Raw genomic sequence first — 22415 nt, 5'->3', positions numbered from 1 at the left:
CACAGAACGTATGCAACCCATTGCCGGTGCTTGCGTCAAGTGACGGAGGGCAGTGGCGATCATGCCACTGCCCTCCGTGTCACTTATGCCACTTGACTGTTCATCAGATGGCAGCGGCTCCTGGACTGATCATCAGATGGAGCCGCCGGCGCCGGTCCCGTAGGTGCCACCCGTCGCCGCCGGGTTGAGCTCTTCCATGTCCTCAGCGCTGAGGACCGCGCCCGTGCCCTTCTTGCTGCGCCGCAGCCTCTTCTCCAGCCAGCTCGCGAAGCTGGTCAGGATGAAGTTGAGGACGATGTAGATGATCGCCACCACGACGAAGCTGGGGATGGCGTTGCCGTAGTTGGCCGCCAGGGTGCCGCGCGCGTTGAGCAGCTCGGTGAACCCGATCATCACGCCGCCCAGCGCTGTGTCCTTCACGATGACCACGAGCTGGCTGACGATGGCCGGCAGCATGGCGGTGACGGCCTGCGGCAGCAGGATGGTCCGCATCGTCTGGTTCTTGCGCAGGCCGATCGCCATCGCGGCCTCGGACTGCCCCTTGGGCAGGGAGAGGATGCCGGCCTTCACGATCTCGGCGAGGACGGACGCGTTGTAGAGCACCAGGCCGGTGACGACCGCGTAGATCGGCCGCTCCTCAGTCGTGACGTTCGTCCAGCGGTCGTAGAACTCGTTCGCGAACAGCATCAGCAGCAGGACCGGGATCGCCCGGAAGAACTCGACCACCCAGGCGGCCGGAAGCCGTACCCACCGATGGTCGGACATGCGTGCGATACCGAAGAAGGCGCCCAGCGGAAGGGCGATCACCATGGAAAGTGCCGCTGCCTTCAGCGTGTTGGCGAGTCCCGGCAGCAGATACGTCGTCCAGGCGTTGGACTCGGTGAACGGCTTCCACAGGGCCCACTCAAGCTGGCCCTTTCCGTCCATGGCGTCCCAGACGAACCACCCGAGCAGGGCGAGCAGGGCGAAGAAGACCACCGAGATGACCACATTGCGCCGTTTGGCGCGAGGGCCCGGGGCGTCGTAGAGAACGGAACTCATCGCTTCACCGCCAGTCGCTTGCTCAGCCAGCCGAGGAAGAGGCCGGTGGGCAGGGTCAGTACCACGAAACCGAAGGCGAAGACCGCGCCGATGAGCAGCGTCTGAGCCTCGTTCTCGATCATTTCCTTCATCAGGTAGGCGGCTTCGGCCACACCGATCGCGGCTGCCACCGTGGTGTTCTTGGTGAGAGCGATCAACACGTTCGCCAGCGGGCCGATGACCGAGCGGAAGGCCTGCGGCAGGATGATGAGCCGGAGGGTCTGAGTGAACGTCAGCCCGATGGCACGGGCCGCCTCGGCCTGGCCGAGCGGCACGGTGTTGATGCCGGAACGGATCGCCTCGCAGACGAAGGCCGCGGTGTAGCCGACGAGTCCGAGGATCGCCAGGCGGAAGCCCTGGACCTTGAAGTCGGTGGCGCCCAGCGTCACGCCGAAGACATCGGCGAGGCCGAGCGAGGTGAAGATGATGATGACCGTCAGCGGGATGTTCCGGACGATGTTCACATAGGCCGTGCCGAACCCACGCATGAGCGGGACTGGGCTGACCCGCATCGCGGCCAGCAGAGTGCCCCAGATCAGGGAACCGAGGCCGGAGACGGCGGTGAGTTTCACCGTCATCCAGAAGGCACCCAACAGGGTCGGGTCGTTGTAGTCAGAAAGAAAGTCGAACACGATCTCCCGCGCTTCCGGGTGGGTGGCGTTTGTGGATAGCGCGACGCGCCGCCGCCCTGATCGCGGTGGACGGCGGCGCGCCGGTCAGGCACTGCGCTACTCGACGATGACGCCGATCTTCGGCGCGGGCTCGTTCTTGTAGTTGGCCGGACCGAAGTTGTCGGCGACCGCCTTGTCCCAGGCCTTCGAGCTCACCATCTTCTCGAGGGCGGCGTTGACCTTGTTCACGGTCTCGGTGTCGCCCTTCTTCACGCCGATGCCGTAGTTCTCGTTGCTCAGCTTGAGGCCGGCGAGCTTGAACTTGCCCTTGTACTGCTCCTGCGCGGCGTAACCGGCGAGGATCGAGTCGTCCGTGGTCAGGGCGTCCACGGTGCCACTCTGCAGCGAGGAGATGCACTCCGAGTAGGTGCTGTTCTGCTTCAGGTTGGCCTTCGGGGCGAAGTCCTTCTTGACGTTCTGCGCCGAGGTCGAGCCGACCACCGAGCACAGGTTCTCGCCGTTGAGGTCGGTGGCCTCGGTGATCTTCGAGTCGGACTTGACCAGCAGGTCCTGGTGGGCCAGCAGGTACGGGCCGGCGAAGTCGACCTTCTGCTTGCGCTCGTCGGTGATCGAGTAGGTGGCCGCGATGAGCTTCACGTCGCCACGGGCGAGCGCGTTCTCACGGTCGGCGCTCTTCGTCTCGACGAACTCGATCTGGTCGGGCTCGTAGCCGAGCTCCTTCGCCACGTACGTGGCGACGTCGACGTCGAAGCCGGAGAAGGTGCCGTCGGGCTCCTTCAGGCCGAGACCCGGCTGGTCGTACTTAATGCCGATCTTGATCTTGTCGCCGCCCCCGGAACCCGACCCGCTGTCGCTGTCGCCGTCACCACCACAAGCGGTGGCGGTGAGAGCGAGGACGACGGCAGCGGCGGCCGCGGCGGAGGCCTTGCGGAGCTTCATGGTGAACATCCTTTGCGTGATGAAGAGATGCGTGCCGTCAGGTGCGGCGGTTGACGCAGGTCGTCGGCTGCGTGACGCAGTCCGTCAGTGGGGCGGGATCCGTCAGTGATGCAGGATCTTGGACAGGAAGTCCTTGGCGCGGTCGCTGCGCGGGTTGCTGAAGAACTGGTCCGGCACAGCTTCTTCGACGATCTTGCCGTCTGCCATGAACACCACTCGGTTGGCGGCCGAACGGGCGAAGCCCATCTCATGGGTGACGACGATCATGGTCATGCCGTCCCGGGCGAGCTGCTGCATGACCTCCAGGACCTCGTTGATCATCTCCGGGTCGAGAGCCGACGTCGGCTCGTCGAAGAGCATGACCTTGGGGTCCATGGCCAGCGCTCGGGCGATGGCCACACGCTGCTGCTGGCCGCCGGAGAGCTGGGCAGGGTACTTGTCCGCCTGGCTGGCCACGCCCACCCGGTCGAGCAGGGCGCGGGCCTTGTCCTCGGCGGCCTTCTTGTCGGTCTTGCGGACCTTGATCTGTCCCAGCATCACGTTCTCGAGCACGGTCTTGTGCGCGAAAAGGTTGAAGGACTGGAAGACCATTCCGACGTCGGCGCGCAGCTTGGCAAGCGCCTTGCCCTCGGCGGGCAGCGGCTTGCCGTCGATGGCGATCGCGCCGGAGTCGATCGTCTCGAGGCGGTTGATGGTGCGGCACAGGGTGGACTTGCCGGACCCGGAGGGTCCGATGACCACGACGACCTCACCGCGGGCGATCGTCAGGTCGATGTCCTGGAGCACGTGCAATGCGCCAAAGTGCTTGTTCACGTTCTTCAGGACGACCAGGTCGCCGGTCGCGGCCGCATCTTCCTTGGCCACCGATACTTCGGTCATCGCTCTCAGGCTCCGTCCTCCTCGGTTTCGGAGGACAGTAGTAACCGTATCCGACCTGCGTCATTAGTTCTGAGGGGAATCTGAGCATCACGATCCGATAGCAATCGGACACGTGTCGTAGCACTTGCGACCTGGGCGCGTACCGGCTGGATAACGGAAGCCGCGAGCAACCGGAACCCACTTGACGGCGTCATCGTCCATCAGCGTGACTTCCTTGGTGCACACGCGCGCGTGCACGCACTGTGTATCTGTCCGAATCGTACGTCCGATGAACCGAAGGAGGCCGGGATGAGACTGCTCCTCGTCGAGGACGACAACCACGTCGCCGCCGCGCTCTCCGCGGTCCTGGCACGTCACGGTTTCGACGTCACGCACGCGCGTAGCGGCGAGGAGGCCCTCCAGGCGCTCGTCCCCGAGGGCAACGGCTTCGGTGTCGTCCTCCTCGACCTCGGTCTGCCCGACCAGGACGGTTACGAGGTCTGCGGCAAGATCCGCAAGCGCACCAGCACCCCGGTGATCATGGTCACCGCACGCTCGGACGTCCGTTCGCGTATTCATGGCCTCAACCTCGGTGCCGACGACTATGTGGTGAAGCCGTACGACACCGGAGAGCTGCTCGCCCGGATCCACGCCGTCAGCCGGCGCACCGTCCAGGAGGACACCGGGACGGGCGGCGAGGGCGTGCTGCGCATGGGTGCCGTGCACATCGAGCTGAACACCCGCCAGGTGAGCGTCGACGGTTCGGTAATCCAACTGACCCGCAAGGAGTTCGATCTCCTCGCCCTCCTCGCCCAGCGCCCCGGCGTGGTCTTCCGCCGGGAGCAGATCATCAGCGAAGTGTGGCGCACGAGCTGGGAGGGGACCGGGCGCACCCTTGAGGTGCATGTGGCGTCCCTGCGCGCCAAGCTGCGCATGCCGGCGCTGATCGAGACCGTACGCGGCGTCGGCTATCGACTCGTCGCCCCGGCCTCGTAGCGGGCAAGGGTGCGCACTCGTCTTCTCCCGCTGCTCATCATCCTGATGGCGGCCGTCCTGCTTGCCCTCGGCGTACCGCTGGCCGTCAGCCTGGCCGCGGCCCAGCAGCAGAAGCTGGTCGTCGACCGTATCGACGACACCGCGTACTTCGCGGCCATCGCACGGCCCGCCGCCGACACCGCCAGCTCCGAGTCCCGCGACGAGCTGCGCATCCTCAGCCGGGAACTCGAGAGCTACTACGAGGTCTACGGCATCCGGGCCGGCGTCTTCCTGCCCAACGACACGCCCCTGGCCAACGGGCCGACGACGTGGTTCCTGCCCGAGACCGGTGAGGAGCGCGAGGCCTTCGAGGAGTCGCTGCTGAGCCGGCGCAGTCACGACCCCAAGCAGGTGTGGCCCTGGCAGCGCAACCGGCTCGTCATCGCCTCGCCGGTCATCCGGGACGGTGACGTCGTCGCGGTCGTGGTCACCGACTCGCCCACGGGACAGATGCGTTCGCGGATCCTGCACGGCTGGCTGATCATCGGCGCGGGCCTGACGGCCGCGATGCTGGTGGCCGTCGGGGCCGCCCTCCGGCTGACCGGCTGGGTACTCAGGCCGGTGCGCGTGCTGGACGTCACCACGCACGAGATCGCGAGCGGCCGCCTGAAGTCCCGCGTCGCGGTCGCCAGCGGTCCGCCGGAACTTCGGCGGCTGGCCCGGTCGTTCAACGAGATGGCGGACAACGTCGAGGACGTGCTGGAGCAGCAGCGCGCCTTCGTCGCCGACGCCTCGCACCAGCTGCGCAACCCCCTCGCGGCGCTGCTGCTGCGGATCGAACTGCTCGCTTTCGAGCTACCGGAGGGCAATGAGGAGATCGCTTCGGTGCAGGCCGAGGGCAAGCGCCTGGCACAGGTCCTGGACGACCTGCTCGACCTGGCCCTGGCCGAGCACACCGCGGCCGACCTCCGGCTGACCGACGTCGGCGCGCTGACCGCCGAGCGCGTCGCGGCCTGGGCGCCGACCGCCCAGGCCAAGGGCGTGCAGCTGGTGGGGACCTGCCCGCCCACCACCGCCTGGGCCGACCCGGTGGCGCTGTCCAGCGCACTGGACGCGGTGATCGACAACGCGGTCAAGTTCACGCCCGAGGACGAGCGCGTCGAGGTGACCGTCACGTTCAACGGCAGCACGTCGACGATCGAGGTGACCGACAACGGCCCCGGCCTCACCGACGAGGAACTCGCCCGCGTCGGCGACCGCTTCTGGCGCAGTGGACGGCACCAGAACATCAAGGGCTCGGGCCTGGGCCTGTCGATCTCGCGGGCGCTGCTCGCTGCGGGCGGCGGCTCGATCTCGTACGGCCGTCATGAGCCGCACGGACTGCGGGTGACGGTGGCGGTACCCAGGTCGGGGCCGACGCCTTAGCGCGCCCTGGCGGGCTGACAGCCTTATCGTGCCTGACGGGCTGACAGCCTTGGCGCGCCCCGGGGGCTGACATGGGCGGCCCGGCTGTTGGACGGTTTCTGTGGACCGTTTCTGCGGTTCCGCAGAGCCCTACGGCTTCACCGAGCGGTAGTAGTTCCGGGCCCCGGTGTGCAGGGTCAGGGGGTTGGTGTAGATCGCCGTGCGCAGGTCGACGAGTTGCGCGGAGTGGACGTGGGCGCCGATGCCGTCGCGACTCTTGATCACCGTCCGGGTCAGCCATTCGGTGAGCCGTGGATCCATGTCCTTGCGGGTGATCAGCAGGTTGGAGACGGCGATCGTGGGCACCGTGTCGCCGTTCTGGATGGTCGGGTAGGCCGACTCCGGCATGTTGGTCGCGCGGTAGAAGTGGGCCGCGTCGCCCTGGGCATGCACCTTGGCGACGAGGCCGGCGTCGATCGGCACGAACCGGAACGCGGAGGTCTCGGCGATCTGCTCCAGCCCGCCCGTGGGCACCCCGCCCGACCAGAAGAACGCGTCGAGCTCATGCCCCAGCCGCTTGGGCCCGGTGTCGATACCGTCCGACCTGGGCGTGATGTCCTTCTCCGGGTCGATACCGGCGGCCTCCAGCACGCGCGTGGCGATCAGCCGCACGCCGGAGTTGGGCAGCCCTATGGCCACCCGCTTGCCCTTGAGGTCCGCGACGGAGCGGATGTCCGAGTCCGGCGGGACGACGAGCTGCACGTAGTCGTCGTACAGGCGGGCGACGCCGCGCAGCCGGTCCATGACGGGCTTGCCGTCGATCCGGTACGTGTCCACCGCGTCGGCGGCGGCGATCGTGAAGTCGGCCTTGCCGGTCGCCACACGCTCGACGTTCTCCTGCGACCCGGCACTGGTCAGCAGCCGCACCTTCAGCTGTGGCATGTCATTGGCGAGCTCCTCACGCAGCAGCTCGCCGTACTCCTGGTAGACCCCCGCGCGCGTGCCCGTGCTGAACGTGATCGTCCCGCTCGGCGTCTCCTCACCGAGGGGCAGCAGCCACCACAGCAGCAACCCGAGGGTCACGAACCCGGCGGCCGCGCCCTGCAGGGCCCGGCGCCTGCTGATGCGGGTGAGTGCCTTGGACATGCCTGCGATCCTGCCAGCCGGAACGCTGTGCTGACCAGGGCAGAGGTCACAGGCGGGCGGTACGGACGGGGCGGGGAGGGCCGGCGACCGGCGGCGATCGGACTCCGCCGGCGGCCCGCGGCAGCACCGCCGACGGCGGTCGCATCCGCGGTCACGACGGTCGGACCCGGCTGTCGCATCCGCGGCGAGGCTCGTCGGGACCCGACCGTCCGGACCCGACCGTCGGACCCGACTGTCAGACCCGACTGTCAGACCCGACTGTCGGACCCGGCCGATAATGTCGCCGCATGAGTTCCTCTCCCGCCGATCTGGTCCGTGAATTCCACCTCGCCTTCGGTCTCGATGCCCGCAGTACACCGACCGAGGTCTCCGCGGAACTCGCCGCCCACCGTGGGGAGCTGCTCGCCGAGGAGGCCGCTGAGGTCGCCGAGGTCTCCGTCACCGGCCCGCTCGACAAGCTCGCGCACGAGCTGGCCGACGTGGTCTACGTCGCGTACGGCACGGCCCTGGTCCACGGCATCGACCTCGACGCCGTCCTGGCCGAGATCCACCGCTCCAACATGACCAAGCTGGGCCCCGACGGCCGGGTCGCCCGCCGGGCCGACGGCAAGGTCCTCAAGGGCGAGCACTACGAGGTGCCGGACGTGTCGAGCGTGCTGCGCCGCCAGGGGTGGGGTGGCGACGGGGCCTGACCGGCGCGGCGACGGACGGTCGGGCGCTGACCACGTGACCGTCTCGGGCCGGGGCAACGGGCTTTCACGACCGCATACCCTTGTCCCATGAGCAGCAGTGACCGGAGCCAGGCAGTGGGCGTGAAGACATACGAGGTGCGCACCTACGGGTGCCAGATGAACGTCCACGATTCCGAGCGATTGTCCGGGCTGCTCGAAGACGCCGGTTACGTACGCGCGCCCGAGGGCTCGGACGGGGACGCGGATGTCGTCGTCTTCAACACCTGCGCGGTCCGCGAGAACGCCGACAACAAGCTGTACGGCAACCTCGGCCATCTCGCGCCGATGAAGACCAAGCGGCCCGGCATGCAGATCGCGGTCGGCGGCTGCCTGGCGCAGAAGGACCGCGACACCATCGTGAAGCGGGCGCCCTGGGTGGACGTCGTCTTCGGCACGCACAACATCGGCAAGCTGCCCGTCCTGCTGGAACGCGCGCGCGTGCAGGAGGAGGCGCAGGTCGAGATCGCCGAGTCGCTGGAGGCGTTCCCGTCGACGCTGCCGACCCGGCGCGAGAGTGCCTACGCGGCCTGGGTGTCGATCTCCGTCGGCTGCAACAACACCTGCACCTTCTGCATCGTCCCGGCCCTGCGCGGCAAGGAGAAGGACCGTCGGCCCGGCGACATCCTCGCCGAGGTCGAGGCACTGGTCGCCGAGGGCGTCAGCGAAATCACGCTGCTCGGACAGAACGTCAACGCCTACGGCTCCGACATCGGCGACCGCGAGGCGTTCAGCAAGCTGCTGCGGGCCTGCGGGACCATCGACGGCCTGGAGCGCGTCCGCTTCACGTCCCCGCACCCGCGCGACTTCACCGACGACGTCATCGCCGCCATGGCCGAGACGCCGAACGCGATGCCGCAGCTGCACATGCCGCTCCAGTCCGGCTCGGACACGGTCCTGAAGGCGATGCGCCGCTCCTACCGTCAGGAGCGCTACCTGGGGATCATCGAGAAGGTCCGCGCCGCCATCCCGCACGCCGCGATCACGACCGACATCATCGTGGGCTTCCCCGGCGAGACCGAGGAGGACTTCGAGCAGACGCTGCACGTGGTCCGCGAGGCCCGCTTCGCGCAGGCTTTCACCTTCCAGTACTCCAAGCGCCCCGGCACCCCCGCGGCCACCATGGAGAACCAGATCCCCAAGAAGGTCGTCCAGGCGCGCTACGAGCGTCTCGTGGCCCTCCAGGAGGAGATCTCCTGGGACGAGAACAAGAAGCAGGTCGGCCGGACGTTCGAGCTGATGGTCGCCGAGGGTGAGGGCCGCAAGGACGGCGCCACCCACCGCCTGTCCGGGCGCGCCCCCGACAACCGCCTGGTCCACTTCACCAAGCCGGAGCAGGAGGTCCGCCCCGGCGACGTGGTCACCGTCGAGATCACGTACGCCGCCCCGCACCACCTCCTCGCCGAGGGGCCTGTCCTGGACGTGCGCCGCACGCGCGCGGGTGACGCGTGGGAGAAGCGCAACGCCGCCGAAGCCGCCAAGCCGGCGGGCGTGATGCTCGGCCTCCCGAAGATCGGCGTCCCGGCTCCGCTGCCCGTGGCGGCGGGGAGCGGCTGCGGCTGCGACTGAGGTGCGCGCGGTCCTCGACTGACCGATGGCCGCGCAGTCCCCGACTGACCCGAGTGCTGATCGAGGAGTGACACTCTGCCGACCCGCGGGGTTACCCTGCCGATCATGCTTGTCGCTGCCTCAGTCTGCCCCTGCCCGCCTCTCCTCGTCCCGCAGGTCGCCGCTGGCGCCGCGCCCGAGCTGGACGCCGCGCGGGCCGCGTGCACGGACGCGCTCGGCGTCCTCGCTGCCGCCCGGCCCGACCTTCTCGTGGTGGTCGGCCCCACCGAGGAGGGCGGGCACGGGACGTACGAGGAAGGTACGCCGGGCTCGTTCCGGGGGTTCGGTGTGAACGCCGACGTACGTCTGGGGGCGGAGTCGGCTGAGGAGCCTCAGCGTGCGCTGCCGACCTCGCTCGCCGTCGCGGCGTGGCTGCTGGAGCGAACCGCGTGGTCGGACGCCCCGATCGAGGGCCTCAGTGTGGGGGAACCTCTCGAGGCCGAGCGGTGTATTGATATCGGAAGGGACATCGCCGCCCGGGCCGACCGGGTGGCGCTGCTGGTGATGGGCGACGCCAGCGCCTGCCGCACGCTCAAGGCTCCCGGCTACCTCGACGAGCGGGCGGCACCTTTCGACGCGTCCGTCGCGCGTGCACTGGGCAAGGCGGACGTGGCCGCCCTCAAGGAGCTGGACACCGAGCTCGCACGCGAGCTGAAGGCCTCCGGCCGAGCCTCCTGGCAAGTTCTCGCGGGCGCTGCCGAGGAGGCGGGTCTCGCGGGCGCCTTGCTGTACGAGGACGCGCCTTACGGCGTGGGGTACTTGGTCGCGACCTGGTCGTAGCCCCCGTCGGCCTGGTCGTGGCGCCCATCGGCGCCGCTGGCTGCCGCATGCCGACGCTGTCCGGAAACGGCGGACGGCCGGGAGCGGTCAAGCTCCGCGGCCGTCCGGCGATGTGCCGTTCAGGTGGTCGGCGGGGGTGCGTCCGGCGGCGGTGTGCTGCTGCCGGTCGCCGTGTCCTTGTGCGCGAGTCGGCCCATGGCGCCCTTGGCCTTGCCCGTGCCCGTGTGGATCTTGTTGCTGTACTTGCCCTTGGTCCGGTGGTCGACGGCCCTGGCGGCCTTGTCGAGGCTGTGGTGGACCTGCTCCTCGTGCCGCTGCGCGAAGTCGGAGACCTTGTCCTTGGCCGGGGCGAGTTTGGCTTTCAAATTGTGCATCAGACCCATGCTTCACCTTCCCGCGCGGGGCAGTTACGTGCGGGCGCCCTCGCCGGCCTCACTGTCGGCCGCCTCGTCGGCGGACTGCTGCTTCGGGATTTCGACGCCGTCGTCGGCATCGGCATCGGCCTCGGCCTCGACGGCCTCCGCCGCCGTCGACTCAGCCGCGTTCTCAACCTTGGTCTCGGCTGACCCCTTCGCCTCCGCCGCCTCTTCCGCCGCCGCCTCGGCCGTTGGTGTGTCGGCCTGGGCCTCGGCGGTTGACGCCTCGTCCGTAGCCTTCGACCTCCGGAAAAGTCGTGCGAAAACGCCCATATCCACTCCATACGTTACTCGTGCGGGCGAAATCCCGCGTCGTCCGGTGCGTCCGTTTGCGCCCCCGGGCCGCCGCCTCCGCGAAACCGGCGGCGAGAACCTCGCAACAGGCAACGACCCCGCGCGTGTGCCGTCACGTAACTCGTTCGAGGCCACCCCGTGAGGTTTGCGAGACTGGGGCGGTGAGCAGTGCACCCCTCGCCCCCCGTGTCATCGCCGTAGTCGGACCAACCGCGGCCGGTAAGTCCGATCTGGGCGTCTTTCTCGCCCGGCGGCTCGGGGGTGAGGTCGTCAACGCCGACTCCATGCAGCTCTACCGAGGGATGGATATCGGCACCGCAAAGCTGACGTCCGAGGAGCGCGCGGGCGTGCCGCACCACCTCCTGGACATCTGGGACGTCACCGTCACGGCGTCCGTCGCCGAGTATCAGCGGCTCGCGCGGGAGCGGATCGACGGGCTGCTCGCCGAGGGGCGCTGGCCGGTCCTGGTCGGCGGCTCGGGGCTGTACGTCCGTGGCGCCGTCGACAACCTGGAGTTCCCCGGCACCGACCCCGAGGTCAGGGCCCGGCTGGAGGAGGAGCTCGCGCTGCGCGGATCCGGCGCGCTGCACGCCCGCCTCGCCGCCGCCGACCCCGACGCCGGGCAGGCGATCCTGCCCAGCAATGGCCGCCGCATCGTCCGTGCTCTTGAGGTGATCGAGATCACCGGCCAGCCCTTCACGGCCAACCTCCCCGGCCATGACTCGATCTACGACACGGTCCAGATCGGCGTCGACGTGGCCCGGCCCGAGCTGGACGAGCGCATCGCGCGCCGGGTCGACCGGATGTGGGACGCCGGGCTCGTGGACGAGGTCCGCGAGCTGGAGGCGCAGGGGTTGCGCGAGGGGCGTACGGCCTCCCGCGCGCTCGGGTACCAGCAGGTCCTCGCGGCGCTCGCCGGGGAGTGCACGCTGGAAGAGGCACGGAACGAGACCGTACGTGCCACCAAGCGCTTCGCGCGCCGCCAGGATTCATGGTTCAGGCGCGACCCGCGGGTGCACTGGCTCAGTGGGGCTGCGGCAGATCTCACAGAACTTCCGCATCTCGCACTGGCGTTGGTCGAACGACCGGTTACAGCCTGATCACGTGATGGCATCGGGACGCTCCGGCCGTCATCCCGGCCTGCGGCGCCGTGCCATCATCGAGCTTCGATCGACCAAGTGGAGTCCGAGTTGGGAGGGCGCGTGGCGATGGAGGCCAGCCCTCGCGACACCGCACAAGGCACCGAGAACGGCACCGCCGCCCGGGACGAACCGGAGCGGGACGGCGACCGTCTGAGCCCGGACCTGGCCGACGAGACCGAGGGCGGCGTCACCGACGACGGCCCCGAGCCCGAGGAGATGTACGCCGGCGGCCCGGAGGTCGAAGTCGAGCTGCGCCCGCAGCGCCGCCTGCGTATCTGGCAGCTCGCGCCCATCGTGTCGCTGGCCGCGGTCGGCTCCCTGATGTTCGCGTTCCCGCTGGCCTTCGACTTCGGCGACAGCGGGGCCGTGATCGCCATGCTGGGGCTGCTGATCTGCTCCTGCGCGGCCGGCTGGGGCATGATGGCCGCCCGGCGGGTTGGCTACACCTGGCCCGGGCTGCCGCAGCGGGGCTCCGGGCGCAGACCGGACTGGCGGGTCGTGATCGCCTATGCCCTGGTCGTCGCCGCGATCGTCGTTCTGGCCGTGTGGCGCGTGGCTCGCCTGCGCTGACCCAGTCGCCGGACGGGCTCCCTTTTCGGCCCTGTCATAGCGGCACCGTACGATCGAGGAATGAGCACGCGGATCGCCTTCCTCAAGGGTCACGGCACCGAGAACGACTTCGTGATCGTCCCGGACCCCGAGAACGCCGTCGACCTGCCCCCGACCGCCGTCGCCGCCCTGTGCGACCGCCGCGCGGGCATCGGTGGTGACGGCCTGCTGCACATCGTGCGGTCCGCGGCGCACCCCGAGGCCAAGGACATGGCGGCCGAGGCCGAGTGGTTCATGGACTACCGCAACGGCGACGGATCGATCGCGGAGATGTGCGGCAACGGCGTGCGCGTCTTCGCGCGCTACCTCCAGCACGCCGGGCACGTCACCGAGGGGGACCTCGCGGTCGCCACGCGCGGGGGCGTGAAGTCCGTGCACATCGCCAAGGACGGTGACGTGACGGTCGGCATGGGCAAGGCGCTGCTCCCCGAAGGTGACGTCACGGTCAGCGTCGGTGAGCGCAGCTGGCCCGCGCGGAACGTGAACATGGGCAACCCGCACGCTGTCGCCTTCGTGGACGACCTCGCGCACGCCGGCGACCTGTTCTCGCCGCCGCCGTTCAGCCCGGCCTCGGCCTACCCGGACGGTGTCAACGTCGAGTTCGTCGTCGACCGGGCGCCCCGGCACGTCGCGCTGCGCGTGCACGAGCGCGGTGCCGGCGAGACCCGCTCGTGCGGCACGGGCGCGTGCGCCGTCGCCGTGGCCGCCGCGCGGCGGGACGGGGCCGACCCGGCCGTCACCGGCGCCGCCGTGACGTACACCGTCGATGTGCCCGGCGGCACCCTGGTGATCACCGAACGGCCCGATGGTGAGATCGAGATGACCGGCCCCGCGGTGATCGTTGCCGAAGGTGAGATCGACGCGGAGTGGCTGGAAACCGTCGCTCGTTGATCGGTTCTCGACTCGGCATCAGAGCGCCCCAGTCGGGCAGTGGCCCGAGAACACGGGCGCGGGGATGCTGGGTGCGTTCGAGATCGCGAACGTCGGCTGGCCGTATGGCGCAAAAACGTAAACCCAGTAACCCTCGCTCGAATGGGTGATCCGTTTCACGCTCGGCGAGAGGCGGTCAGTCGCACGTGATGGGCTCGGTAGCATCAAGCACCGGCCCGGACGGGGGAGATGTCGTCGTCCCCTGAGCCGTGTCCGCCATGGGGCACCCCGTTCGCCGGTCCACGCAGCCGGAGGTGCCCATGAGTGCGGAGGCCACGAATCCCGCGACGCCAGGCCCGGTAGCAGGCCCCGTGACGCCTGCCGTGCCTCGCAGGAAGGCCCGCGCACGCATCGACCTGCGCCGCCTCGGCCGGGCTGCGCTGCTCGGCCCCGCCTCGCGCGGCCGACTGCCCGACGCGATCGGCCACGTCGTCGAGGCCCACCGGGCCCACCACCCCGACGCCGCCCTCGAACCCTTGCGCCGCGCCTATGTGCTGGCCGAGTCCTCGCACCGCGGCCAGATGCGCAAGAGCGGCGAGCCGTACATCACCCACCCGCTCGCGGTGACCCTGATTCTCGCCGAACTCGGCGCCGAGACCACGACCTTGACGGCGTCTCTGCTCCACGACACGGTCGAGGACACCGACGTGACGCTCGATCAGGTCGGTGAGCAGTTCGGCGCGGAGGTCCGCTTCCTCGTCGACGGCGTGACCAAGCTGGAGAAGGTCGACTACGGCGCCGCCGCCGAACCCGAGACCTTCCGCAAGATGCTCGTCGCGACCGGCAACGACGTCCGCGTGATGTCGATCAAACTCGCCGACCGGCTGCACAACATGCGCACCCTCGGTGTGATGCGCCCCGAGAAACAGGCCCGCATCGCCAAGGTGACCCGCGACGTCCTCATCCCGCTCGCCGAGCGGCTGGGCGTCCAGGCGCTCAAGACGGAACTGGAAGACCTGGTCTTCGCGATCCTGCACCCCGAGGAGTACGAGCACACACGGGAGTTGATCGTCGGCAACGTCGCGCGCGCCGACGATCCGCTGGCGGAGATGGCCGACGAGATGCGCAAGGTCCTGCGCGAGGCCGACATCCAGGCCGAAGTCCTCATCCGACCCCGGCACTTCGTCTCCGTGCACCGGGTGTCCCGCAAGCGCGGTCGGCTGCGCGGCTCCGACTTCGGGCGGCTGCTGGTCCTGGTCAACGAGGACGCGGACTGTTACGGCGTCCTGGGTGAACTGCACACCTGTATGACGCCGGTCGTCTCGGAGTTCAAGGACTTCATCGCCGTCCCCAAGTTCAACCTGTACCAGTCGCTGCACACGGCCGTCGCCCGCGCGGACGGCCAGGTCGCCGAAGTCCTCATCCGGACCCACCAGATGCACAAGGTCGCCGAGGCCGGCGTCGTGGCGCTCGGCAATCCCTACGCGACCCCCGCGGAGGAGCAGGCCGCGTCGAGCGACGGCGAGCGCGCCGACCCCACGCGCCCCGGCTGGCTGTCCCGCCTCCTCGACTGGCAGGAGGCCGCTCCCGACCCGGACACCTTCTGGTCCACGCTGCGTGAGGACCTCGCCCAGGACCGCGAGATCACCGTCTTCCGGCCCGACGGCGGCACCCTCGGCCTGCCCGAGGGCGCGACCTGTGTGGACGCCGCCTACGCCCAGTACGGCGAGGACGCGCACGCCTGCATCGGCGCCCGCGTCAACGGCCGCCTGGCGACGCTCAGCACGGTGCTGCGGGACGGCGACACCGTCCAGCTCCTCATGGGTCAGGATCCGGCCTCGGAGCCCTCCAGGGAGTGGCTGGAGCACGCCCACACGCCCGCCGCGCGGATCGCCATCCAGCGGTGGCTGGCCGCCCATCCACCGCAGGGTGACGCCGCCGAGGAGCCTGTGACGCAGTTCCGGCCCTCGGTGGAGGAAGCGGCGAGCCCGTCGGCCGACGCGGACGGTCCGGCCGTACGCCTGGCCGCCGAAGGGCCATTCGGGCGGCCCGCAGCCAGCGTCCTCGTCGACCGGCCCGGTGCGACCGTACGCCTCGCCGGTTGCTGCACGCCCGTACCACCCGACGAGGTCACCGGGTTCTCCGTGCGCGGAGGAGTGGTGACGGTTCATCGCGTCGGGTGCCCCGCGGTGGCGCGTATGAAGAGCGCCGGGCGCGCGGAGGTCGACGTGCGCTGGGGTGACACCACCGAGTGCCGGGTCACCCTGGTCGCCGAATCGTTCGTTCGCCCTCACCTCCTGGCGGACCTCACCGAAGCCATGGCCATGGAGGGCGCGGAGATCGTCTCGGCGACGGTCGAGCCCCCGACCCAGCAGCGCGTACGCCACACGTACACGGTCCAACTGCCGGACGCGGCGCTGCTGCCGGGGCTCATGCGGGCGATGCGGAACGTGGCGGGGGTGTACGACGTGACGAGGGCGCAGCCGCAGACGCAGGGGGCGTGAGGGGGCGCGCCAGGGGTGCAGGGGTGGGTCGGGCGACGTCGGCTTTCACGCCGGGTCGTCCCTCGGGCAGCCGCTCACCGGCCGTTCGCTTGGTAATTGCCCAGAGGCTTGCAATTCCCCAAAGGCTTGCACCCACTTGACATACCCGTTCGAGTGGGCCGGTCGCGCGTCGTCAACGCCGCGCACGCGCGCGCTGATAGCCGTGGTGCATGCTGCTCACCCCCCGCACCGAGGCTCAGCGACCAGTCCCTGGCGCTCCTCGCACCCGTCCCGGATCCTCGAGGCGACACAGGGCGCTCGCGCTGTTCGCCGCAACGGCCTCCTTCGGCCTCCTCGCTGCCAGCGCCCCCGTCACGCCCCTGGGTATCGGTGACCGCCTCTTCCCGAACCTGGGCAACCCCGGCTACGACGTGGCGTCGTACGACCTGTCGTTCCGCTACTCCGGCTCCAACGACAAGCCCCTCCAGGCCGTCACCACGATCGACGCCTGGACGACCAAGGACCTGGAGCGCGTCAACCTGGACTTCGCCCACGGCAAGGTCGAGTCCGTTGAGGTCGACGGCGAGCCGGCGACGTTCCGCAGCGCCGGTGAGGACCTCGTCGTCACGCCCGAGGAGCCGTTGTCCGACGGCAGCTGGACGCAGATCACGGTGCGCCACACCAGTGATCCCGGGTCCGCGAAGGGCCGGGACGGCGGGTGGGTGCAGACCTCGGACGGCCTCGCCATGGCCAACCAGGCCGACGCCGCCCACGTCGTGTTCCCGTGCAACGACCACCCGTCCGACAAGGCGATGTTCACCATCCGGGTCACCGCGCCCAAGGGCTACACCGCCGTCGCCAACGGCCTGCCGACCGGCGTGGACCGCGCGGGCGGCGCTACGACGTGGACGTACCGCACCAGGCACCCCATGGCCACTGAGCTCGCCCAGGTGTCCATCGGCCGCTCCACGGTGGTGCACCGCACCGGCCCGCACGGGCTGCCCCTACGGGACGTGGTGCCCACCAAGGACCGCAAGCAGCTCGAACCCTGGCTGAAGAAGACCCCAGGCCAGATCGCCTGGATGGAGAGCAAGATCGGGCGGTACCCCCTCGAGACGTACGGCCTGCTCATGGCCGACGCCGCCACCGGCTTCGAACTCGAGACCCAGACGCTCTCCCTCTTCGAGAGGGACCTCTTCACCGAGGCCGCCTATCCGAAGTGGTACATCGAGTCGATCATGGTGCATGAGCTGGCGCACCAGTGGTTCGGCGACAGCGTCAGCCCGCGCACCTGGTCCGACCTGTGGCTGAGCGAAGGGCACGCCACCTGGTACGAGGCCCTGTACGCGGCGGAGAAGGCGGACAGGCCGATGGAGGCACGCATGAAGGCCGCGTACGCCGCCTCCGATCGCTGGCGTACGGCCGGCGGACCGCCCGCGGCACCCAAGGTGGCAGGCGCCGGCAAGAAGAACGGCATCTTCCGGCCGAACGTCTATGACGGCGCGGCCCTGGTCCTGTACGCCCTCCGTCAGGAGATCGGCGCCTCGGACTTCGAGCAACTGGAGCGCGCCTGGGTGAAGCGCCACAAGGACCGCTCCGCCAGCACAGCGGACTTTGTCGCGCTCGCGGAGGACATCTCCGGACGGCGGCTCGACGGCTTCATGCACGCCTGGCTGTATGGCAAGAAGACCCCGCCGATGCCCGGGCAGCCGGAGTGGAAGTCCGCGGACTCCAAGAAGCCGGCCTCCGGAAAGGCGGCCAAGAAGGCTGGTCCCAAGAAGGCTGGTCCCAAGAAAGCGGCCAACAAATAAGGCGGTGACGAGACGGGCCGTGCCGTGCGACCATTTTCCGGTCGGCACGGCACGGCCCGCGGGAATCTCCCGGGGCGCTCGTGCGTTAGGAGCAGTGACGGACAGTTTTCCGGGCGCCACGGACTCGGTCCGGGACGCCACTGTCACTGCCACCGTCGCCGCACGCGGATTCCCATCGACGTAAGGACCCAATGACCTCCTCTTCTTCCCCTTCCCAGGACACGCAGCGCGCCGCGCACACTTATCCCGAAGGTCTTCGGGCCGATGCCCTGATGGAAGAGGACGTCGCCTGGAGCCACGAGATCGACGGAGAGCGGGACGGCGACCAGTTCGACCGCTCCGACCGCGCGGCTCTGCGCCGCGTGGCGGGCCTCTCCACCGAGCTCGAGGACGTCACCGAGGTCGAGTACCGCCAGCTCCGCCTGGAGCGGGTCGTGCTCGTCGGTGTCTGGACCTCGGGAACCGTGCAGGACGCGGACAACTCCCTCGCGGAGCTCGCCGCCCTCGCGGAGACCGCCGGCGCGCTGGTGCTCGACGGCGTGACCCAGCGCCGCGACAAGCCCGACGCGGCCACCTACATCGGCTCCGGCAAGGCCGAGGAGCTGCGGGACATCGTGCTGGAAACCGGCGCCGACACCGTCATCTGCGACGGTGAGCTCAGCCCGGGCCAGCTCATCCACCTCGAAGACGTCGTCAAGGTCAAGGTCATCGACCGTACGGCCCTGATCCTGGACATCTTCGCCCAGCACGCCAAGTCCCGAGAGGGCAAGGCGCAGGTCGCGCTCGCGCAGATGCAGTACATGCTGCCGAGGCTGCGAGGCTGGGGTCAGTCGCTGTCCCGGCAGATGGGCGGCGGCAAGGGCGGCGGGCTCGCCACCCGTGGTCCCGGTGAGACCAAGATCGAGACTGACCGGCGACGGATCCGCGAGAAGATGGCGAAGATGCGCCGTGAGATCGCGGAAATGAAGACCGGCCGCGAAATCCAGCGCCAGGTGCGTCGGCGCAACAAGGTGCCGTCGGTCGCCATCGCCGGCTACACCAACGCGGGCAAGTCCTCGCTGCTCAACCGCCTCACGGGCGCGGGCGTGCTGGTCGAGAACGCCCTGTTCGCGACCCTCGACCCGACCGTGCGCCGGGCCGAGACCCCGGGCGGAAGGCTCTACACGCTGGCCGACACCGTCGGCTTCGTACGGCACCTGCCGCACCACCTGGTCGAGGCATTCCGCTCCACGATGGAGGAGGTCGGCGCGTCCGACCTGATCCTGCACGTGGTGGACGGTTCGCACCCGAACCCGGAGGAGCAGCTGGCCGCCGTGCGCGAGGTGATCAGGGACGTCGGCGCCACCGACGTACCGGAGATCGTCGTGATCAACAAGGCGGACGCGGCCGACCCGCTGACGCTGCAGCGGCTGCTGCGGATCGAGACGCGTTCCATCGCGGTCTCGGCCCGCACGGGCAAGGGCATGGACGAGCTGCTCGCGCTGATCGACAACGAGCTGCCCCGCCCGTCCGTCGAGATCGAGGCGCTCGTGCCGTACACGCACGGCAAGCTGGTCGCCCGCGCCCACACCGAGGGTGAGGTGATCTCCGAGGAGCACACCCCGGAGGGCACGCTGCTCAAGGTGCGGGTGCACGAGGAGCTGGCGGCGGATCTCGCGCCGTACGTTCCGGCGCCGACCGCCTGAGCCGTCGTAAGCCGACCGCCGGAGCCGCCGCGGAACAGCGGCCGTGGTTGACCTGACAACGCCGAAGGCCCGCCCCCTGTCGCAGGGGAGCGGGCCTTCAGTACGTGTCTGTGCGCCTGCCGTCACCGACCGCCGTACGTCCTGCTCATGTGCTGGTACACCGCCTCGGCGCCCGCACCCAGCTGCGGGCCCGCGAGCCAGGTGTTGTCCTCAGGGCCGATCGAGGTGTTCGACACCAGCTGCGTCTCGCCGTTCACGACACGGAACCAGCCGCCGCCCGACGAACCGCCGGTCATGGTGCAGCCGATGCGGTACATCGTCGGCAGGGCCGGGCTGAGCGAGAACCGGCCGGGCTGGTCGAGGCACTTGAACATCTGCAGACCGTTGTACGGCGGCGCCGCCGGGTAGCCCCAGGCGCCCATCGTGCCGGCCTCGGTCGCCGCCGGGGCCGAGAAGTCCACGTCGAGTGCGGCGCCGACCGTCTCCTCGAGCGACTTGGAGCCCTGCTCCGGCTTCACATGCAGCACGGAGTAGTCGTACGCGGCACCCGCACCGCCCGTCTCCGAGCCGCCCTGGATCCACTCGTTCGAGGTCGAGACCCAGTCGGCCCACCAGTTGCCGTACGGGGCGACCTCCGCAGGCGCGGCGTTGCCCAGCTGCGCCTCCGACTTGCCGAGGTCGTTGTAGGACGGGACGAAGACGATGTTGCGGTACCAGCCGCCGTTGCCGCCGGCGTGCACGCAGTGACCGGCCGTCCAGACCAGGTTGGACTTGCCGGGGTGGTTCACGTCCTTGACGACCGTGCCGGAGCAGACGGCCGGACCGTCGGGGGAGTCGAAGAAGACCTTGCCGACGGCGGCCGCGTTGTCGTGGTACGGCGTCTTCTCGGCCGTGGCCTGGACGGGCGCCGGTTCCGGGTCGCTCACGCCCTGGTCGGCCGAGGCGTCCTGCGTGGTGACCGTCTTGTTGGCCTCCTTCGCGGACTGCATCCGCTCAGGCTTCCAGAGGCCCTCGATCACCGGGTTGACGAAGTCCTGGGCCTCGCTGAGCCACTTGTCCCTGTCCCAGTCCCTCCAGCCACCGCTGGTCCACTTGTCGACATCGATGCCGTGCTTCTCGAGCTTGTCCGCGATGTCGGCCGGGATCTGGATCTTGCCGTCGCCGAGTCCGGCTGCCTGGGACGCGGCAGCGTCGGCCTGGTCGCTCGCCGCACCCTCCTCCGAACCGTCACAGGCGGTCGTGGTGAGCGCCAGGACAGCCACGAGGCCGGTGGCGGCGAGGACGGAGCGCCGTCCTCTGCGTGGAGCTGCGGACGTAGGTGTGGAATGCATGGTGCGGTAAACCCCCGTTGGAACGTGCTGTGCCGTAGTGCCGTAGTGCCCGATGGCAGGTGCGGGTCGCGGTGGTCCGTGCACTGCACGCTCTCGTGCGGACCCTCGGACGCGACACCCCACTATGCCCGGGGAGTTGAGGGCGTACGGAGGTGAGGCGGTGAAGGTTTCTGCCCACCGCCCCACCGCCCTGGTGCTCCGCCGCCCCCGCCGTCGGTGCCTACGGTGCCGTCACGGCCCGACCTCCGGCCGACATCACTGACCGGTGAACTTGTCGCTCATCCTGTCGAAGATGCCCTTGGCCTCCTTGCCCAGCCGCGGACCCGCCAGCCAGCCCGAATCCACCGGGCCGATGGAGGTGTTGGAGACGAGCGCCGGCTTGCCGTCCGAGCCCGTCGCGACCCACCCGCCACCGGACGAACCGCCGGTCATGGAGCAGCCGATGCGGTACATCGTCGGGTCCGACGCCTTGAGCGACAGCCGGCCCGGCTTGTCCTGGCACTGGTACAGCTTCTCGCCGTCGAACGGCGCAGCGGCCGGATAGCCGATCGCCTTGATGCTGTCCACCTCGGGGACGGCCGGAGCGTTGAAGTCCACCGGCAGGGCCGAACCGACCGTCTCCTCCAGAGACTTGCCGTTGCTGCCCTCCTCCGGCTTAACATGCAGCACCGCGAAGTCGTACGAGGCGCCGTCGCCGCCCGTCGCACCGCCCTGCGCGATCCACTGGTCGGAGGTCTGCGCCCAGTCGGCCCACCAGACGCCGAACGGAGCGACCTGCTCCCGCGTTGCGCCCTTGCGCTCGGTGGCCGACATGTCGTCGTTGTTGTACGAGGGCACGAACGCGATGTTGCGGTACCAACCGCCGCTCTTGCCCGCATGCACACAGTGGCCGGCCGTCCACACCATGTTGGACTTGCCGGGGTTGGCCGGGTCCTGCACGACAGTCGCCGAGCAGACCATCGTGCCCTCGGGGGAGTCGAAGAACACCTTGCCCGCCTCGGGCGCGTTGGCGTGGTACGCGGGCGGCACGGCCTGAGCCTCCACGGGCTCCGGCGTCGGATCGGTCACACCCTGGTCACCGGAAAGGTCACTTTCGTCGACGCCGCGGTCCGGGTCCTGGGCGTCCCGCATACGGTCCGGGTCCCACAAGCCCTCGATGATCGGGTTGATGTAGTCCTGCGCCTCGCGGAGCCAGTCGTCCCTGTCCCACTTCTTCCAGGCGCCGTCCTTCCACTTGTCGATGTCGATCCCGTGCTCTTTGAGCTTGTCCTTGATGTCGTCCGGGATCGTTATCTCGCCTTCACCCCCGGCCGCAGCGGACGCGGTGGCCCCGCCGCCTGCCTCGGTGTCGCCCGAGTCACAGGCCGTGGCGGTGAGGGCCAGCGCAGCGGCGAGCGCGACCACGGGCAGCGGGGAGGTTCTGCGGCGCGCGTTCCTCCCTCGGCGAGCGGTGAACGACGGCCGTATCGATCGCATGATCTGACTCCCCCTGGGGTGACGGTACTTGGCGCTGCCGCCGCGAACTTCCGCTGATCACTAGCTGTTCCGGCGTGATGTCACGGCGCGTTGGGACGGCACCACACACTATGCGCTCGCTGTGGGGGACTTCCGACGGAACGGCAAC

Annotated in this window: 20 protein-coding genes; 11 read left to right on the top strand and 9 right to left on the bottom strand. The window is 69.5% G+C overall.

Going from position 1 to position 22415, the window contains the following annotated elements; translation table 11 throughout:
- Positions 1 to 132: 132 nt before the first annotated feature.
- From OHT51_RS10890 to OHT51_RS10875, 4 genes are all read right to left on the bottom strand, one after another.
- Positions 133 to 1041, bottom strand: coding sequence for an amino acid ABC transporter permease (locus tag OHT51_RS10890; protein ID WP_328878717.1), 909 nt, complete (start codon positions 1039 to 1041; stop codon positions 133 to 135).
- Entirely contained in the window at positions 1038 to 1712 is a 675-nt protein-coding gene (locus tag OHT51_RS10885) for an amino acid ABC transporter permease (RefSeq protein ID WP_328878716.1), read from the bottom strand. Before OHT51_RS10885 ends, OHT51_RS10890 begins: the two co-directional genes overlap by 4 nt.
- 96 nt (positions 1713 to 1808) lie before the next feature.
- On the bottom strand, positions 1809 to 2651 hold the full coding sequence (locus OHT51_RS10880; protein ID WP_328878715.1) for a glutamate ABC transporter substrate-binding protein: 843 nt from the start codon (positions 2649 to 2651) through the stop codon (positions 1809 to 1811).
- A gap of 102 nt (positions 2652 to 2753) precedes the next feature.
- Complete coding sequence (locus OHT51_RS10875; protein WP_328422621.1) at positions 2754 to 3530, bottom strand: amino acid ABC transporter ATP-binding protein; 777 nt, start codon at positions 3528 to 3530, stop codon at positions 2754 to 2756.
- A gap of 288 nt (positions 3531 to 3818) precedes the next feature.
- Between OHT51_RS10875 and OHT51_RS10870 the strand changes: the two genes are divergently transcribed.
- Both OHT51_RS10870 and OHT51_RS10865 read left to right on the top strand, forming a co-directional pair.
- Positions 3819 to 4505: a response regulator transcription factor gene (locus OHT51_RS10870; RefSeq protein ID WP_328878714.1), complete on the top strand. Its 687-nt coding sequence runs from the start codon at positions 3819 to 3821 to the stop codon at positions 4503 to 4505.
- 9 nt (positions 4506 to 4514) lie between these two features.
- On the top strand, positions 4515 to 5909 hold the full coding sequence (locus OHT51_RS10865; protein WP_328878713.1) for a sensor histidine kinase: 1395 nt from the start codon (positions 4515 to 4517) through the stop codon (positions 5907 to 5909).
- Positions 5910 to 6038: 129 nt separating this feature from the next.
- Here OHT51_RS10865 and OHT51_RS10860 read toward each other — a convergent pair whose 3' ends face one another.
- Entirely contained in the window at positions 6039 to 7034 is a 996-nt protein-coding gene (locus OHT51_RS10860) for a TAXI family TRAP transporter solute-binding subunit (RefSeq protein ID WP_328878712.1), read from the bottom strand.
- Positions 7035 to 7321: 287 nt separating this feature from the next.
- On the opposite strand from OHT51_RS10860, the gene OHT51_RS10855 reads away from it, so the two are divergent.
- From OHT51_RS10855 to OHT51_RS10845, 3 genes are all read left to right on the top strand, one after another.
- The gene (locus OHT51_RS10855; RefSeq protein WP_328878711.1) at positions 7322 to 7726 is read left to right on the top strand and encodes a MazG nucleotide pyrophosphohydrolase domain-containing protein; all 405 of its coding nucleotides are present in this window, start codon (positions 7322 to 7324) and stop codon (positions 7724 to 7726) included.
- A gap of 87 nt (positions 7727 to 7813) precedes the next feature.
- A complete protein-coding gene (gene miaB, locus OHT51_RS10850; RefSeq protein ID WP_328878710.1) occupies positions 7814 to 9331 on the top strand; it encodes a tRNA (N6-isopentenyl adenosine(37)-C2)-methylthiotransferase MiaB in 1518 nt (505 codons plus the stop codon).
- 105 nt (positions 9332 to 9436) lie between these two features.
- Positions 9437 to 10150, top strand: a complete 714-nt coding sequence (locus OHT51_RS10845; RefSeq protein ID WP_328878709.1) for a class III extradiol dioxygenase subunit B-like domain-containing protein — start codon at positions 9437 to 9439, stop codon at positions 10148 to 10150.
- A 119-nt stretch (positions 10151 to 10269) separates the two neighbouring features.
- Here OHT51_RS10845 and OHT51_RS10840 read toward each other — a convergent pair whose 3' ends face one another.
- Both OHT51_RS10840 and OHT51_RS10835 read right to left on the bottom strand, forming a co-directional pair.
- Positions 10270 to 10533 (bottom strand): antitoxin, encoded by a 264-nt coding sequence (locus OHT51_RS10840; protein WP_328878708.1) that lies wholly within the window; start codon positions 10531 to 10533, stop codon positions 10270 to 10272.
- A gap of 24 nt (positions 10534 to 10557) precedes the next feature.
- Entirely contained in the window at positions 10558 to 10839 is a 282-nt protein-coding gene (locus OHT51_RS10835; protein ID WP_328878707.1) for a hypothetical protein, read from the bottom strand.
- 182 nt (positions 10840 to 11021) lie between these two features.
- Here OHT51_RS10835 and miaA point away from each other — a divergent pair, with 182 nt between their 5' ends.
- From miaA to hflX, 6 genes are all read left to right on the top strand, one after another.
- Entirely contained in the window at positions 11022 to 11960 is a 939-nt protein-coding gene (gene miaA, locus OHT51_RS10830) for a tRNA (adenosine(37)-N6)-dimethylallyltransferase MiaA (RefSeq protein WP_328878706.1), read from the top strand.
- 108 nt (positions 11961 to 12068) lie between these two features.
- The gene (locus tag OHT51_RS10825; RefSeq protein WP_328884299.1) at positions 12069 to 12572 is read left to right on the top strand and encodes a hypothetical protein; all 504 of its coding nucleotides are present in this window, start codon (positions 12069 to 12071) and stop codon (positions 12570 to 12572) included.
- 60 nt (positions 12573 to 12632) lie between these two features.
- Complete coding sequence (gene dapF / locus OHT51_RS10820; RefSeq protein WP_328878705.1) at positions 12633 to 13502, top strand: diaminopimelate epimerase; 870 nt, start codon at positions 12633 to 12635, stop codon at positions 13500 to 13502.
- A 299-nt stretch (positions 13503 to 13801) separates the two neighbouring features.
- Positions 13802 to 15985: a RelA/SpoT family protein gene (locus OHT51_RS10815; protein ID WP_328878704.1), complete on the top strand. Its 2184-nt coding sequence runs from the start codon at positions 13802 to 13804 to the stop codon at positions 15983 to 15985.
- Between the two features lie 209 nt (positions 15986 to 16194).
- Positions 16195 to 17775 carry a M1 family metallopeptidase gene (locus tag OHT51_RS10810; protein WP_328878703.1) on the top strand — a complete coding sequence of 527 codons (1581 nt, stop codon included), beginning with the start codon at positions 16195 to 16197 and terminating at the stop codon, positions 17773 to 17775.
- Positions 17776 to 17966: 191 nt separating this feature from the next.
- Positions 17967 to 19460 carry a GTPase HflX gene (hflX, locus tag OHT51_RS10805; RefSeq protein WP_328878702.1) on the top strand — a complete coding sequence of 498 codons (1494 nt, stop codon included), beginning with the start codon at positions 17967 to 17969 and terminating at the stop codon, positions 19458 to 19460.
- A gap of 122 nt (positions 19461 to 19582) precedes the next feature.
- Here the strand turns inward: hflX and OHT51_RS10800 are convergent, their stop codons facing one another.
- Together OHT51_RS10800 and OHT51_RS10795 are read right to left on the bottom strand one after the other, a co-directional pair.
- Entirely contained in the window at positions 19583 to 20791 is a 1209-nt protein-coding gene (locus tag OHT51_RS10800; RefSeq protein ID WP_328878701.1) for a trypsin-like serine peptidase, read from the bottom strand.
- Positions 20792 to 21046: 255 nt separating this feature from the next.
- Positions 21047 to 22267, bottom strand: coding sequence for a trypsin-like serine peptidase (locus tag OHT51_RS10795; protein ID WP_328878700.1), 1221 nt, complete (start codon positions 22265 to 22267; stop codon positions 21047 to 21049).
- Between the last annotated feature and the right edge of the window lie 148 nt (positions 22268 to 22415).

Source organism: Streptomyces sp. NBC_00299, from assembly GCF_036173045.1.
Classification (GTDB): Bacteria; Actinomycetota; Actinomycetes; order Streptomycetales; family Streptomycetaceae; genus Streptomyces; species Streptomyces machairae.
The sequence above is the reverse complement of the archived record's forward strand: the minus strand, read 5'-3'. Positions and strand labels throughout refer to the sequence as shown.